Annotated in this window: 12 protein-coding genes; 7 read left to right on the forward strand and 5 right to left on the reverse strand. The window is 58.5% G+C overall.

The window, feature by feature from the left end; translation table 11 throughout:
• Positions 1-7: 7 nt before the first annotated feature.
• The 3 genes from BTN45_RS13600 to BTN45_RS13610 form a co-directional block, all read right to left on the reverse strand.
• A complete protein-coding gene (locus BTN45_RS13600; RefSeq protein WP_072493781.1) occupies positions 8-736 on the reverse strand; it encodes a sugar transferase in 729 nt (242 codons plus the stop codon).
• Between the two features lie 287 nt (positions 737-1,023).
• Entirely contained in the window at positions 1,024-3,333 is a 2,310-nt protein-coding gene (locus BTN45_RS13605; protein ID WP_207588278.1) for a transglycosylase domain-containing protein, read from the reverse strand.
• Positions 3,334-3,476: 143 nt separating this feature from the next.
• Positions 3,477-3,935 carry a YbaK/EbsC family protein gene (locus tag BTN45_RS13610; protein WP_207588279.1) on the reverse strand — a complete coding sequence of 153 codons (459 nt, stop codon included), beginning with the start codon at positions 3,933-3,935 and terminating at the stop codon, positions 3,477-3,479.
• Between the two features lie 471 nt (positions 3,936-4,406).
• Between BTN45_RS13610 and BTN45_RS13615 the strand changes: the two genes are divergently transcribed.
• On the forward strand, positions 4,407-4,616 hold the full coding sequence (locus tag BTN45_RS13615; RefSeq protein WP_003492998.1) for a cold shock domain-containing protein: 210 nt from the start codon (positions 4,407-4,409) through the stop codon (positions 4,614-4,616).
• 386 nt (positions 4,617-5,002) lie between these two features.
• Here the strand turns inward: BTN45_RS13615 and BTN45_RS13620 are convergent, their stop codons facing one another.
• Both BTN45_RS13620 and BTN45_RS13625 read right to left on the reverse strand, forming a co-directional pair.
• A complete protein-coding gene (locus BTN45_RS13620; RefSeq protein ID WP_207588281.1) occupies positions 5,003-6,394 on the reverse strand; it encodes a dipeptidase in 1,392 nt (463 codons plus the stop codon).
• 164 nt (positions 6,395-6,558) lie between these two features.
• Positions 6,559-6,993: a MarR family transcriptional regulator gene (locus BTN45_RS13625; protein WP_022555354.1), complete on the reverse strand. Its 435-nt coding sequence runs from the start codon at positions 6,991-6,993 to the stop codon at positions 6,559-6,561.
• 416 nt (positions 6,994-7,409) lie between these two features.
• On the opposite strand from BTN45_RS13625, the gene polA reads away from it, so the two are divergent.
• From polA to BTN45_RS13655, 6 genes are all read left to right on the forward strand, one after another.
• Positions 7,410-10,406 carry a DNA polymerase I gene (polA, locus tag BTN45_RS13630; protein WP_207588283.1) on the forward strand — a complete coding sequence of 999 codons (2,997 nt, stop codon included), beginning with the start codon at positions 7,410-7,412 and terminating at the stop codon, positions 10,404-10,406.
• A 75-nt stretch (positions 10,407-10,481) separates the two neighbouring features.
• Entirely contained in the window at positions 10,482-11,201 is a 720-nt protein-coding gene (locus BTN45_RS13635; RefSeq protein ID WP_207588285.1) for a DUF1868 domain-containing protein, read from the forward strand.
• A gap of 192 nt (positions 11,202-11,393) precedes the next feature.
• Positions 11,394-11,579: a 50S ribosomal protein L32 gene (gene rpmF / locus BTN45_RS13640; RefSeq protein ID WP_003507205.1), complete on the forward strand. Its 186-nt coding sequence runs from the start codon at positions 11,394-11,396 to the stop codon at positions 11,577-11,579.
• A gap of 184 nt (positions 11,580-11,763) precedes the next feature.
• Positions 11,764-13,566, forward strand: a complete 1,803-nt coding sequence (locus BTN45_RS13645) for a sensor histidine kinase (protein ID WP_207589743.1) — start codon at positions 11,764-11,766, stop codon at positions 13,564-13,566.
• On the forward strand, positions 13,563-14,909 hold the full coding sequence (locus BTN45_RS13650) for a sigma-54 dependent transcriptional regulator (RefSeq protein WP_207588287.1): 1,347 nt from the start codon (positions 13,563-13,565) through the stop codon (positions 14,907-14,909). Before BTN45_RS13645 ends, BTN45_RS13650 begins: the two co-directional genes overlap by 4 nt.
• A 198-nt stretch (positions 14,910-15,107) precedes the next feature.
• Positions 15,108-16,091, forward strand: coding sequence for a tripartite tricarboxylate transporter substrate-binding protein (locus BTN45_RS13655; protein WP_004439144.1), 984 nt, complete (start codon positions 15,108-15,110; stop codon positions 16,089-16,091).
• The last annotated feature ends 17 nt before the right edge of the window (positions 16,092-16,108 follow it).

The following is a 16,108-nucleotide window of genomic DNA, read 5'->3' on the forward strand; positions in this document are numbered from 1 at the left end:
TCGAAGATCAGAAGCCCTTGCCGCCCCGCAACTCGGAAATCACCGTTCCGACCATGATCCTGACATCCAGCCAGACCGAAAAGTTTTCGACATAATAAAGATCGGATACGATGCGTGCCCTTGCCTTGTCGCTGCGATCCGTCGGCCCGCGCAGGCCCCGCATCTGGGCAAGTCCCGTGATGCCTGGCCGCATCCGGTGCCGCAGGTGATAGTGCGGAACCAGCTCCTCGTAGAGACGGCCGGCCGCCAGCATGCCGATGGCATGGCAGCGCGGTCCGACCAGCGACATGTCACCCTTGAGCACATTGATGAGCTGTGGCAGCTCATCAATATTCGTGCGCCGGAGAATGGCGCCGATGCGGGTTATTCTCGGGTCATCCTTCACTGTTTGCGCCACGCCGGTAGCGTCGCACATGTCTGTTCTCATTGAGCGAAATTTATAGACGCGAATCTTCCGTCCATTCATGCCCCAGCGGACCTGCGAGAACAGGACCGGCCCGCGGCTGTCGAGCTTGACGAGCGCTGCCACCGTCAGCAGGACGGGAGCCAGTGCGACGAGGGCGATGGACGCCCCCGCAATGTCCATCGTTCTTTTGAGCGCGAACTGGCCGCGTTGTAGTGGAGATACCCGTTTCTCAAAAATGCAGGGCTGCGTTTCCGGTGTCTCGAAAGTGATGGCCGAGGAATAGGGATCGCCGAAAAAAACGGCATGGGATGAGCCTTTAGTACCCAACATAATATAGGATCCTGAAAAACTTATTTTGATAGAAGAAATTTAATTTATATGAACGATTAATAATTCATTTACCCTAAAAAGTCATCCGAAATGTAGCCGTGTCTAGGCAAATATCAATCTAAAGTTAACGTATGCACGCAGGTGTTGCGCTTCAGGCGCCGATTCGCCGCCGTGGATGGGGCGGCGGCCGGTTCGGCCACCGAAAGCGTGAAACAAAAGGGGTGAGGACGCGGACCTCGGTCGCTTCGTCCTTCGTTGCCGGGACTTGGCGACGATTTAAAAACCTGTCAGCGACCCATCAGAATGTCGAGCAGGGTGGTTTGTTTCGGTCCCGACGCGTCAGGCGCTTCACCGCCAATATCGGCCGGCGGCACAGGGCCGTTGCCGGCGGAATAACGGGGTTCGATATCCCGCGAAGGAATATTAGCCGGCGGCGTCAGCCCTCCCGGCTGCCCATCTGGCTGATTCGGTGTGGGTGATGCCGGCGCCGCGGGATAGGCGCGGTTATCAGTCGTTCCGCCGCCCAGCGCGTTGGAAATGATGTCGCCAATGGAGGAGGGCGCATTCTCCGGCGCCGGTTGCTGCATATCCATGAGCGGCGGCACGCCGCCTGCACCAAGACCGAAGAGGGGCGAAGGCGAAAGACCGGAATGAGCCGCGGTCATGAACTCTTTCCACGCCCTTGCAGGAAGGCCGCCGCCCGTGACCTTTTTCATGGAGGTGCCGTCGTCGTTTCCAAACCAGACGCCGGTCGTCAGATTGCTCGTATAGCCAACAAAGAGCGCATCGCGGAAAGACTGAGTGGTGCCGGATTTCCCCGCTGCCTGCCAGCCCTGCAGGCGCGCGGCCTTGCCGGTACCTTCGGTGATGACGCGCGACAGCATGCCGTTCATCGTGGCGGCAATTTCTTCGCTCAGCACCCGTGGCGGATTGTCATATTTGTTTTCATAAAGCACCTTGCCATCGGCATCGGTGATACGCTTCACGATGTGCGGCGTGGCTTTATAGCCGCCATTCATGAAGGGAGCATAAGAAGCTGTCAGTTCCATCAGCGACACTTCCGAAGTGCCGAGCGCGATGGAGGCATTGTTCTGCAGCTCCGATTCGATGCCCATGCGATGCGCCACCTGTGTCACCCGCTCGGGACCGACCTCCATCACCAGCTGGGCGGCGATGGTGTTCAGGGAGTTGGCCAGCGCCGTGGCCAGTGTCACTTCGCCGCGAAATTTCTTCTCATAATTTTCCGGGGTCCAGTTGCCGATACGAACAGGCCCGTCATTACGAATGGTATAGGGCGTGAGCCCGGATTCGAGGGCGGCGACGTAGACGAAGGGCTTGAATGCCGAGCCGGGTTGCCGTTTTGCCTTGGCAGCGCGGTTAAACTGGCTTTCGGCATAATCCGCGCCGCCCACCACGGCCCTGATCGCGCCCGTACCATCGATGGAAACCAGTGCCGCCTGGGAGGCGCCCTGTTTTTTGCCGTCGCCCTGCAGCACGTGGGTCAGCGCCTTTTCGGCATCGCGCTCGAGATCGGGATCGATTGTCGTATCGACGACGATATCCTGCTTGACCTCGCCAACCAGGCCGCGCACCTCTTCCAGCACCATGTCGGCGGCATAATGTTCGGCACCGGACCAGAAGCGTTTCGCTTTGGTCGGCGGCTGCGACATGGCGGTCTTGATCTCATCATCGGTAATGAAACCGACGTCGCGCATGGATTGCAGCACGACCTGCGCCCGTTCTTCCGCTGCCTGTGGGTCCCGTGCCGGCGAAAGGCGCGAGGGCGCTTTGAGAAGCCCGGCGAGCATCGCCGCTTCGCCCAGATTGACGTCGCGAGCGGATTTGTTGAAGTAGCGCCGCGAGGCCGCCTCGACGCCATAGGCGTTGGATCCGAAATAGACGCGATTGAGGTACATCGCCAGGATCTGATCCTTGGTGAACTTGTGCTCCAGCCAAAACGACAGCAGCACTTCCTGAACCTTGCGTTCGAGGGTCCTGTCCGGCGAAAGGAAAAGGTTTTTCGCCAGCTGTTGCGTCAGTGTCGAGCCGCCCTGCACGGTTCGCCCCGTCAGCACATTCGTGACGATGGCACGTCCGAGACCAAGCGGATCGACCCCGAAATGGGAATAAAACCGCCGGTCCTCAATCGCCATCACAGCCTGTGGAATATAGGGCGACATGTCTTCCAGCGCGAGCGCCTCGCCGCCGGTCGTGCCGCGGTTTGCAAGCACGCTGCCATTCACGGAAACGATCTTCACATTCGGCGGACGTTCTGGAATGGACCAGCTGCTGGCACTCGGCATGCGCGCGCCATAATAAAGCACAAGTCCGGCAATCCCGATACCGCCCCAAATGCCCAGCACGATGCACCAATAGACGAGGGACCGGATGAAACCCGTCGCCCCCCGACCTGTGCCGCGGGCGCGCTTTTCGTTTTTCGTCTTGGGTCGGCGTGAAGCCTGTTTCGGTTTCTTCGGCGACTGTTTTGCAGTGCCGCTGATGCGCTCGCTTTCGTCAAGACGCAGATCGTCACCGGACTCGTGGAAATCCCCGAAGGAGGGTTCTACCCGTTCGCGTGATCTACCCTTGCCTGCCATCCAGCCGAAATCGCTCCTTTTGGGGGACCGCCTGTGCCTTGTCGGCCTCAGGCGTCTATGCCTGCGCGATCCATAATCCAGGATGAAGAGTTTAAATGCGGCAATTTAAGGCGGGGTTAAGCCCAGGCCGGATCAAATCGGCGTCATTGGCAGACGTCGACCCATTCTGCTTTAGTCAGTTCGGCCATCACATGGGGAGAAATCCGCACCGCTGCATTGGTGGCGCCGGCTGCCGGAACCACTTCAAGATAATCTTTCAGCGATATGTCGCAAAACACCGGCAAAGGTGACGGCAAGCCGAAGGGGCACACGCCGCCGACAGGATGGCTGGTCACCGCAACCACCTCGTCCGCCCCCAGCATGCGCGGTTTCGTTCCGAAATGATCACGGAATTTCCTGTTGTCGAGGCGTTTCGTACCTGCGGTGACAACCAGCAGGATGGCTTCACCCGCCTTCAGGCAGATCGTCTTGGCGATCTGGTCTGGCTCGACGCCATGTGCTTCAGCGGCGAGCGCAACGGTTGCCGAACTGGCTTCCGTTTCAATGATCGTCACCTCGGGTGATTTTTCGGCAAAAAATGCTCTGACGGATTGAATAGACATGCGTATTTGTTAGGCGGTTAGAAATGGTTGTTCAAGATGTCACGCAGTAGCTATGCAATAATCGCAATGCTGCGCTGCGATAGAATGTCTGTTTTTTGAGCGGCGATCCTGTATGTTCAAAACATCGAAGCGACGCACTCCTCCTCCCAGCGTCGCCCGATTGGACTGACAATACTCCTCCTCCCAATTGTCAGTCAGTTTCAAGAACCCGGCGCACCTCCTCCCGCGCCGGGTTTTTGCTATTTGGCGCTTCCCTTTTTCGAGCCCTGGCGGACCCCTGATGCGATAGTTTCGTTCAAAGAAACTTGACTTTCAGCCCCTTCCAACCTAGGTACTTCGCCATCGATATTTGTTTGACGACCAGAGCTTCGGCGTCTTTCCAGACGCTCACGACGATCTTTTCCTTCAAATTCGACCCCAAGACCGCGCTGCTCGCAGCGCAAATACAATTGCCAACGGAAGGAAATCGTTATGGCGACTGGTACAGTAAAGTGGTTCAACGCAACCAAGGGCTACGGCTTCATTCAGCCGGACGACGGTTCGCAGGACGTATTCGTTCACATCTCGGCTGTTGAGCGCGCAGGTCTGACCGCCCTCAACGACGGCCAGAAGCTTTCTTACGAGCTGATGCAGGACCGCCGCTCCGGCAAGATGTCCGCAGGCAACCTCGTCGCTGCCTGATACGCAACAGGCCCGAAAGGGTTTCTTGCATGAACTGAAAGGCCGGATTTTTCCGGCCTTTTTCTTTGGAATGAAGTCCGGCGGGCGGGGTCTTGAAAACGGCGGTACGTATACCGATATAAGGTTCAACAGTGTTTCAGATGAAAACTGTCAGGGGCGTCTTAAGATGCCGCTGTTGTTGCGTTAACCAAAGATTAACCAAAACAGATGATCCTGATTATGAAAGCAGCGTCGGAAATCGACGCGCTCTGAAACATCAGACCGTTGAACCGCTTTGACCACGGATGTACTGGCATTGACGGAAAACGGATGGAAAGGTCGGGCTTGCCCGGCCTTTTTGTTTTTGGAGTGAGCGGAGGCGCCCGACCAGTGGCGCCTCCTCTTTTTTATTTCGCGGCCAGTGCGTCGAGAATGCGGATCCAGGAGCGAATGCCCTTGTGGAAGGACTGCAGGTCGTATTTTTCATTCGGCGAATGAATGCGATCGTCCGTCAAGCCGAAACCGACGAGCAGCGAATCCATGCCGAGCATCTTCTGGAAATCGCCCACGATCGGGATAGAGCCGCCCATGCCGATCACGACGGCCGGCTTTGGCCACTCTTCCGAAAGGGCGTTCTTCGCCTTGGTCAGGACGGGTGAATCGTATGAAAGCTGGATCGCCGGCGATGCGCCATGCTCATGGAATTCCACGGAGCAATCAGCCGGAATTTTCGAGCGTACATAGGCCCGGAAGTTTTTGCGAATGGCGGCGGGGTTCTGTTCGCCGACAAGGCGGAACGATACCTTGGCGGAAGCTTTTGCTGCGATAACGGTCTTGAAACCATCACCGGTGTACCCGCCTATGATGCCGTTGACCTCCGCTGTCGGCCGCGCCCAGGTCTGTTCCAGCACGGAGCGGCCCTTTTCACCCGAGGGAACCGAAAGGCCCACTTCACCGAGGAAGGTTTCTGCGCTGCGGCCCAGCGTTTCCCAGGCAGCCTTGATATTGGCGGGCGTTTCTTCCACGCCGTCATAGAAGCCGTCGAGCGTCACGCGGCCGGTCTCGTCATGCAGGCCAGCGAGAATGTCGGTCAGGATGTGGATGGGGTTTGCGGCGGCACCACCGAAAAGACCCGAATGCAGATCGCGATCGGCGGCGGTGATGACGATTTCTTCGCCGACCAGACCACGCAGCGCCGCGGCAATGGCGGGCGTATCCCGGTCCCACATGCCGGTATCGCAGACCAGCGCATAATCCGCCTTCAGCTCTTGCGCATTCGCTTCAAGGAACGGCTTCAGCGAGGGCGAACCGGATTCTTCTTCACCTTCAAAAAGAATGGTGACGCGCACCGGCAGGCCGCCATTCACGGCCTTGTAGGCGCGGCAGGCCTCCACGAACGTCATCAGCTGGCCCTTGTCATCCGCCGTACCGCGTCCTGTAATCACCTGACGGCCTGCGCCGATATCCTTGACGGCGGGTTCGAAAGGATCGTTTTCCCAGAGATCGAGCGGATCGACCGGCTGTACATCATAATGGCCGTAGAAAAGCACATGTGGGGCGTCTTCGGTGGCCGCATCGTGATGCGCCACCACCATGGGGTGACCGGCTGTATCGCGAACGGAGGCGGTAAAGCCGAGCGCTGAAAGCGTTCTCACAAGCCATTCCGCCGCCTTGCGGCACTCCGCCTTGTAAGCGGGGTCCGTGGAAATCGACGGAATGCGGACGAGTTCGAACAGTCGCTCGAGGCTGGAGGTGAGATTGTCATCGGCAGTGGAAAGAATGGGGGAAACGTCTGTCATCGCTGATCCTGTCATGTCTGTCGTGACCCGGCGATAAGACGAAACATCCGGGCATCGCGCATCGCGGGAAACAAGGGCCGGCGTGTCGTGAATCGGCAAACGCGCGGCCGCGGGAACGATAGAGCAGTTCAGGAAAACTGCGAAGCGGTTTCGAGTTGGAAGCGCTATTTTGCTTTTTTTGCGCTCTCGATGGCGCGGCGCATATATTCCAGCAGAAGCTGGCGTTCAAAACGCCGGAAATCCGCAAGCAACATGTCTTCGGTGGCCTCAGAAGCGGCAATGGCATTCGCTTCCAGGTCCCTGCCGCGCTGCGTCAATTCGATGATCTGGGCGCGGCGGTCACCGGGATGCGTCTTTCGCACGATCAGCCCGTCGCGCTCCATGCGTGAGAGCGTGTTAGCAAGCGTTGCCTGTTCGACATCGATTCTGTCGAGCAACTGCCTTTGCGTCAGCCCTTCTTCATGCCAGAGCTCGATGAGAATGGGGAATTGGCCGGGAGAGAAGCCCAATGCGGCGGCTCTTTTCTGCAGCGCCATAGTGAACTCCCGCGCCATTTTGGCGGCGAGATAGATGGCCGATTCATCCCGGGAAAATCCCATTCCTCCGTCCCTCAGACAGTTTTGGCCAGACGGCGCCGGCAATTCAATAGTGCGATATATATCGCACGATATGTTTTTGCCAGCCGGTAACAGGCGCAAAATAAAACCGCCATGGCCTGGAGGGGACGGCCATGGCGGTCATATTGGAGGACAAAGGCCCGGAGAGGGGGAAAGGCCTTTGTCCGGTCTGACGCGGCGGGGGACGAGCCAGCTATCAGACTACGGCGTGATCAGGCGCCGTCCTCTAAGAAATGTGTCTGCAAATGCGGCTTTTCAAGGGAAAGATGGATTACAAATCGGTAACGTTCGGGTGAAATGCGACGCGCTTTTTTCACCGCCTCGGTTCCGGCTCTTTACCGTGTGTTCCGCGAAGTTTCGGTAGACGTTAAAACGCCCCCGCGCTATCCATGCTACCCATGAAAAAAGGCGATCATCTCTTCCTCGTTGACGGGTCCGGTTTCATTTTCCGGGCCTTCCATGCCATCCCGCCGCTGAACCGCAAGTCGGACGGGCTGCCGGTCAACGCCGTTTCCGGCTTCTGCAACATGTTGTGGAAGCTCCTGAAGGATGCGCGCAACACCGATGTCGGCGTGACGCCCACGCATTTTGCGGTAATTTTCGATTATTCGTCAAAGACATTCCGAAATGAGCTTTATGATCTCTATAAAGCCAATCGCACGGCGCCGCCGGAAGATCTGGTGCCGCAATTCGGGCTGATACGGGAGGCGACGCGCGCCTTCAACCTTCCCTGCATCGAGACGGAAGGCTTCGAGGCGGACGATATCATCGCCACGTATGCCCGGCAGGCGGAGGCCATTGGGGCCGATGTCACCATCATCTCCTCCGACAAGGATCTGATGCAGCTCGTCACTGCCAATGTCCACATGTACGATGCGATGAAGGACAAGCAGATCGGCATCCCCGATGTCATAGAGAAATGGGGCGTGGGTCCCGAAAAGATGATCGACCTGCAGGCCATGACCGGCGATTCGACCGACAATGTTCCGGGCATCCCCGGCATTGGTCCAAAAACGGCCGCGCAATTGCTGGAAGAATACGGCGATCTTGATACGCTGCTCGCCCGGGCAGGTGAGATCAAGCAGCAGAAGCGTCGGGAAAATATCATCGCCAATGCGGAACTTGCTCGTATTTCCAGACAGCTCGTGGCCCTGAGGACCGACGTGCCGCTGGATCAGCCGCTTGAAGCACTGGTGCTGGAACCTCAGAACGGCCCGAAACTCATTGCCTTCCTGAAGGCGATGGAATTCACCACGCTGACGCGGCGGGTTGCCGAAGCGACAGAGACCGATGCTTCCGCCATTGAGGCCGCCAATGTGCCGGTTCAGTGGGGCGCTGACGCCCATGGTCCCGATCTCGATGCGCCGGCCACTCCAGCTGCGGGCGAAGCGGCTGCTGGCGTAACAGGGACTGCGGTTTCGCCCGCTATCCCGGCGCGGAAAGGTGCCGGGGAGGGCAGCGCGCCGGCTGATCTTGCCACCGCCCGCCAGACGCTTTTTGCCGCCGCCAAGATCGACACGAGCGCCTACACGACGATCAGGGATCTTGCGACGCTGGACCTCTGGGTTGCGGCGGCGCGGGAAACGGGGGTCGTCGCCTTCGATACGGAAACGACCTCGCTTGATCCGATGCAGGCGGAACTCGTCGGGTTTTCGCTGGCAATCGCCGATAATGGCAAGGATGCCTCGGGCAGCGATATACGCGCCGCCTACATTCCCTTGACGCACAAGACTGGCTCAGGCGGCGATCTATTCAGCGATGGTATCAGGCTCGCCGAAGGCCAGGTGCCGTTTGACGAAGCACTGGTCCGTCTCAAGGACCTGCTTGAAGACGAGGCCGTGCTGAAGGTCGCGCAAAATCTCAAATATGACTATCTGCTCATGAAACGCCATGGCGTCGTCATGCAGAGTTTCGACGATACGATGCTGATCTCCTATGTGCTTGAGGCTGGCAAAGCGACGCACGGCATGGATTCGCTGTCCGAACGTTGGCTCGGCCATACGCCGATCCCCTATAAGGACGTGGCGGGATCGGGCAAGTCGAGCGTTACCTTCGATTTTGTCGACATCGACAAGGCGACGGCATATGCAGCGGAGGACGCTGACGTCACCTTGCGGCTGTGGATGGCGCTGAAGCCGCGGCTTGTTTCAGAACGGCTGACCAAGGTTTACGAGCGGCTGGAACGTCCGCTTGTGCCTGTTCTGGCGCATATGGAGGAGCGTGGCATCACTGTCGACCGGCAAATCCTCTCACGTCTTTCCGGCGAACTCGCCCAGAAGGCGGCAGCGTTTGAAGAGGAAATCTACGAGCTGGCCGGCGAGCGTTTCAACATCGGCTCGCCAAAGCAGCTCGGCGACATCCTGTTCGGCAAGATGGGCCTGCCGGGCGGCTCCAAGACCAAGACCGGCCAATGGTCGACCTCGGCGCAGGTGCTGGAGGATTTGGCGGCTGAAGGTATTGAACTGCCCCGCAAGATCGTCGACTGGCGGCAGCTGACGAAGCTGAAATCCACCTATACGGATGCACTGCCGGGATATATCCACCCTGAGACGAAACGCGTGCATACATCCTATGCGCTGGCCTCCACCACAACAGGCCGTCTGTCGTCCTCGGAACCGAACCTTCAGAACATCCCCGTTCGCACGGCGGAAGGGCGAAAGATCCGCACGGCTTTCATCTCCACGCCCGGCCACAAGCTTCTTTCCGCCGACTACAGCCAGATCGAACTGCGCGTGCTGGCCCATGTCGCCGATATTCCGCAGCTTCGCAACGCCTTCGAAAACGGCATCGACATTCATGCCATGACGGCTTCGGAAATGTTTGGCGTGCCTGTCGAAGGCATGCCCTCGGAAGTGCGCCGCCGCGCCAAGGCCATCAATTTCGGCATTATCTACGGTATTTCGGCTTTCGGTCTCGCCAACCAGCTCGGTATCACCCGTTCTGAAGCCGGCGAATATATCAAGAAATATTTTGAGCGTTTTCCCGGCATCCGCGACTACATGGAGGCGACAAAGGCTTTCGCCCGTGAGAACGGTTATGTCGAGACGATTTTTGGCCGCCGCGCCCATTATCCGGAAATCCGCTCGTCCAACCCTTCCGTGAAGGCCTTCAACGAGCGCGCCGCCATTAACGCGCCGATCCAGGGCTCCGCGGCGGATATCATACGGCGCGCCATGGTCCGTATCGAACCGGCGCTGGAGGCTGAAAACCTTTCCGCCCGCATGCTGTTGCAGGTGCATGACGAACTCATCTTCGAGGTCGATGAAGCGGAAATCGAGAAAACTCTGCCCGTCGTCGTCTCGGTCATGGAAAATGCGGCCATGCCGGCAATTTCCATGAAGGTGCCATTGCAGGTGGATGCCCGCGCGGCTGACAACTGGGACGAGGCGCATTGACCGGCTTTTGGCCGGTCCATGTCATTGCTATGTCGCGTGCACGGATTAGAGGAAACGCTTCACGAGGAGTTTCCCATGCACGCCCCGCTCGTCTCGAAAGATCTCGGCTATATTTCTGCTGCCTGTCATGATCAGCCGCCGCGCCATCTCGGCAGCCGCTTTAATGAGAATGGTGAGTTTCTGCCTGAGCCGGGCAATACGGTCGTGTGCCATCTTGTTGGGGGCTCGCAGACCGAAAACGCGATCATTGCGACGCGTCAGCGCTTCCTGGATATGCCGGAGGCATCCCAGCTTGCTTTCACACCGGCTTCCAGCCTGCACATGACGGTGTTTCAGGGCATCATCGAGTTTCGGCGTGCTCTGCCCTATTGGCCGCAGACAATGCCGCTTGATACACCGATCGACACGCTGACGGATTATTATCGCGACCGCCTTTCTGCTTTTCCGGCGCTGCCGGGATTCAACATGCAGGTCACCGGTTTGCGGCCGGTAGGTCTGGTCCTGACGGGAGCCACCGCCGAGGATGATCGCATTGTGGCCCTGTGGCGGGATACATTCGCCGATTTCTTCGGATATCGCCATCCTGATCATGACAGCTACGAGTTTCACATCACCCTTTCCTACATCATCAGCTGGTTCAAGCCCGAGTGCCTGCCGCGCTGGCAGGCGATGCTTGACGAGGAACTGGAAAAGCTGCGTGCCGCGGCGCCAGTTATGGAGATGCGTCCGCCGGCTTTCTGTGAATTCAGGGATATGAACCACTTCAAGGAGCTCGTTGTTTTCGATAGAAGGTGAAGCATGATTTGCATTGCCTGAGGGCAGTTTGCCGCATGGTTTTTGCCGAATCGGAAAAAATGCGCGTCAGGGCTGGTCAAAGCCCGTTTGGGCATGTATAAGCGCGCCAAATTTCCGATATCGAGACATCCGACATTCGGCCTTTGGTTCTGGCCGGTTCCGTTGTTTCGCCGCTTAAGTGGAGTAACAAAAATGGCTGTACCAAAAAGAAAAACAAGCCCGTCCAAGCGTGGCATGCGCCGCTCGGCTGACGGTCTCAAGTCTGCGACCTATGTTGAAGACAAGAACTCCGGCGAACTGCGCCGTCCGCACCATATCGATCTGAAGACCGGTATGTACCGCGGCCGTCAGGTTCTGACGCCGAAGGAAAGCGCATAAGCTTCTCCGACGTGACTTTACAAAAACCGGCCCTCGTGGCCGGTTTTTTGTTTTGAGCGTTCTCTCACGGTGTCCAGCGCTCACTTGGAAAATGTCGTCACTCCTCCTACACTCGCTTCGGGAGAGCGGGTTGGCTACCTGCGGCATGAGGGGAGTTTCGGTGAAATATCGCTGGATTTTGTTGATGATGCTCGGTCTTGGCCTCGGTTACGGCGCCGTGACAAGAGGAAGCGGCGTCATTGCAGAAAGCTATTTCGGTGAAATGTCCGAGCAGGGGCGCACGACGCTCCGGCTTGCCGTCTCCGCCCTTGGCGGGCTGTTGAACCGTTACGAGCCGCTGCCTGCCTTGATTGCAGATCATGATGACATTGAGGAGCTGGTCGCACATCCCAAGGATGAAGCCCTGCGACAGCGCGCCAATGTTTACCTCAAATCCATCAACACCCTGCTGGAATCCTCCGATATCTACATCATTACGCTGGATGGCGAGACAATCGCGGCCAGCAACTATGATGGTCCGACAAGCTTCGTCGGTGAGAATTTCAGCTACCGTCCCTATTTCCAGGATGCGGCGAAGGGCCTGCAGTCGCGGTTCTTCGCGCTCGGCACGACCTCGCACAAGCGCGGATATTATTTCTCCGCGCCTATTCTCTTCAATGCGGAAATAAAGGGCGTCATCGTCTTCAAGGTCGACATCGAAGGCATAGAGGCCTCCTTCGGCGATGGCGAAAACCGTATTCTTGTGTCGGATCCCGAAGGCATCATTTTCATGACCGGCACGCCGCAATGGCTTTACTCCGGCCTGATGCCGCTGACGCCCGAGAGACTGGCGCGTACCGAGGCCTCACGCCGTTACGCCAATGCCACACTGAAGGAACTGCCGCTGAAACACGGCAGTTTCGGCTCGCATCAGCTGATGACGATTACCCAGAATGAGGGGGACAGGGAATATATGGTCCTGTCTCAGCCGATGGCGGATGCAGGATGGACCGTCAGCGTGCTGATGGATACCGGTTCATTGCGAACACAGGTGAAGACGGCAATGATCGCGATCATCCTGTGCCTGTGTCTGGCAGCCGCGCTGATTGCGGCGATGCTGCAGAGACGGCGACGGCTGCGTGAACGGCTGACCCATCAGGCAGAAGCCCAGGCGGAGCTGGAACGGCGGGTCGAGGAACGCACTGCCGATCTGGCGCGTGTGAACCAGGAGATCGAACACGAAATCGCCGAACGTCGCCAGACGGAAAAACAATTACGCAAGATGCAGAATGATCTGGTGCAGGCAGGCAAGCTTGCGGCGCTCGGACAGATGTCGGCTGCCTTGTCGCATGAAATCAACCAGCCGCTTGCCGCAGCCAAGAATTATGCCGAAAACGCGTCGCTTCTTGTAGAGCGCGGGCGGCTGGACGAGGTCAGGGAAAACCTCAGGCGCATATCGGGGCTGATCGATCGCATGGCCTCGATCAGCAGGCACCTCAGGAATTTCGCCCGAAAGCCGAACGAAAAAATGACTGCGGTCAGCCTGGAAACCGTGCTTCGCGACACGCTTGAAATCGTCGGTGCCCGGTTGAAGGCCGCCAATGCGGTGCTGGATGTCAATCTCGGCCCGGTGCCACTTGCGGTGAAAGCTGGTCCGGTGCGGCTGCAGCAGGTGCTCGTCAACATCATTTCCAACGCGGCGGACGCCGTGGAGGGGCGCGAGGATCGGCGCATCGCGCTCGAGGCCGTACAGCACGGCCAGACGGTTTCCGTCTTCATCCGCGACCGGGGACCAGGCGTTCCGCCGGCAATTTCGGATCGCATCTTCGATCCGTTTTTCACCACCAAGGGTGTGGGGCGTGGCCTCGGCCTCGGGCTTTCCATCTCCTATAACATCATCAAGGATTTTGGCGGCCAGTTGCGGGTGAGAAATCATGAGGAAGGGGGCGCGGAATTCGAGATCGAATTGCCCGCAGCCGCCTGGCGCATGGAGGCGGCTGCGGAATGACCATGTCGCGGGTTTTGCTGATCGATGACGAAGAGGAACTGCGCTTCTCCACTGCCCAGGCGCTGGAGCTTTCCGGTTTTACCGTTACCATGCTGGCGAGCGCCGAACACGCGCTCGAACTCATCGGCTACAGTTTTGATGGTGTCGTGGTCAGCGACATCCGCATGCCCGGCATGGACGGCATGACACTGCTGCAGAAGGTGAGGGAGCTCGATGCGGAAATACCTGTGATTCTGATGACGGGTCACGGGGATGTTCAGCTGGCGGTCAACGCCATGCGTAATGGCGCCTATGATTTCATCGAGAAGCCGTTCACACCGCAATATCTCGCGGGCATCATTAGGCGGGCCAATGACCGGCGGGCGCTGGTGCTGGAAAATCGCCGTCTCAAGGCGGTGGCGGGCAAGCATGACGATCTCGAAACGCGCCTGCCGGGCAGAACCCAGGTGATGGTCGATCTGCGGTACCGCATTCGCGCCATCGGTGCGACGGATGCCGATACATTGATCGTCGGAGATACAGGCGCAGGCAAGGAGGTGGTTGCGCGGGCATTGCACGATATCAGCAGCAGAGCCAACCGGCCCTTTGTCGCGATCAACTGTGCGGCGCTTCCGCAGACATTGATTGAGAGCGAGTTGTTTGGTCACGAGGCCGGCGCCTTTCCGGGCGCGCTGCGCCCGCGTTATGGCAAGTTCGAACACGCGCGCGGCGGCACCATCCTGCTGGATGAAATCGGCTCTATGCCTTTCGAACTGCAGGGCCGATTGCTTCGCGTGCTGCAGGAAAGAGTGATTACCCGTCTCGGCTCGAATGAAACGGTCGAACTTGACGTGCGCTTCATCGCCACCAGCAAGGTAGATCTGGAACAGGAAGTTGCGGCTGGCCGTTTTCGCGCCGACCTTCTTTACCGCCTCAACGTCGCGACAATTCTCGTGCCATCGCTCTCGCAGCGCAGCGCGGATATTCCGCTGCTCTTCCTCCATCTGGTACGAGAAGCTGCCGCCCGCTACGGGCGGGAGGATATGGAGGTGCCGCAGCACCTGCTCTCCGCTGTTTCGCTCAGGGAATGGCCGGGCAACGTCCGGGAATTGCGCAACGCTGCGGACCGCTTCGCGCTGGGCCTGGAAACCGACGTATCCGATGCGTCGCCGGCGTTTCAGGATGATGGCAGGTCGGCTCTTGCCCCGAGGGTCGCGGCATATGAAAAAAGCCTGATTGCGCAGGCCATCGCAGCCCATGGGGGAAATCTGAAATCCGTTTATGAGAACCTCGGCATCTCCCGCAAAACCCTTTACGAGAAGATGCAGAAATACGAGCTTCACCGGCATATGACCGAGATCTGATGGGTGGATTTCCACCCATCTTTAGGCCGTCATGGGTTGAAATCCACCCATTATCTTTGGTTACACGGATAAAACTGCGTTTCATCGCAACAGTGCCGTTGCTGAATGTCACTTCGGGATCGCAAATATCGTCACCCCGGCCGCCATGGAGGAGCATGCGCGGCTGAAGTGGCGATCATTTTCATCCGGGAGGAATCGATGAAAATACTGAAGACAGTTTCCGGCCTTGCTGCCGCCGCTGCCGTTTCCCTTTTCGCGCTGTCCGCATCCGCTCAGACCTATCCCGAGCGTAACATCACCATGGTCGTGCCTTTCTCGGCCGGTGGCCCGACGGACACGGTGGCGCGTCTTGTGGCTGAATCCATGTCGAAGGATCTCGGCCAGCAGATCATCGTGGAAAATGTCGGCGGCGCTGGCGGCACGCTTGGCGCTGGCCGCGTTGCCTCCGCAGATCCCGACGGTTACACCATCCTTCTCCACCACATCGGCATGGCGACCAGCGCCACGCTCTATCGAAAGCTCGCTTACGACACGACCAGTGCTTTCGAATATGTTGGTCTGGTCACGGAAGTGCCGATGACCATCCTGTCGCGCAAGAACCTTGAGACCACGGACCTCAAGGGGCTGATCGATTACGCCAAGGCGAACAAGGACAAGGTCACCGTTGCCAATGCCGGCATCGGCGCGGCCTCTCATCTGTGCGGCATGCTGTTCATGAGCGCCATCGAGACGCCGCTCGTTACCGTGCCCTACAAGGGCACCGGTCCTGCCATGACCGATCTGCTGGGCGGTCAGGTCGACATCATGTGCGACCAGACCACCAACACCACCAAGCAAATCCAGGGCGGCACTGTGAAGGCTTACGCCGTAACCTCGCCGAAGCGGCTGGATGTGCTGAAGGACGTGCCGACAGTTGCCGAAGCTGGCTTGCCCAAACTCGAAGTCGGCATCTGGCACGGCATCTACACGCCGAAGGGCACGCCTGCGGAAATCAACGAAAAGCTCTCCAAGTCGCTGCAGGTCGCGCTGAAGGACAAGAATGTCGCGGCGCGTTTTGCGGAGCTCGGCACTACGCCGTCGCCGGAAAGCGATGCGACACCGGCGGCGCTGAAGGCCAAGCTTGAGAGCGAAATCGCCCGCTGGAAGCCGGTGATTGAGGCTGCCGGCCAATATGCCGACTGATGAACGCGGAAAGACCG

The organism is Rhizobium sp. ZX09, from assembly GCF_017357485.1.
GTDB classification, from domain to species: domain Bacteria; phylum Pseudomonadota; class Alphaproteobacteria; order Rhizobiales; family Rhizobiaceae; genus Agrobacterium; species Agrobacterium pusense.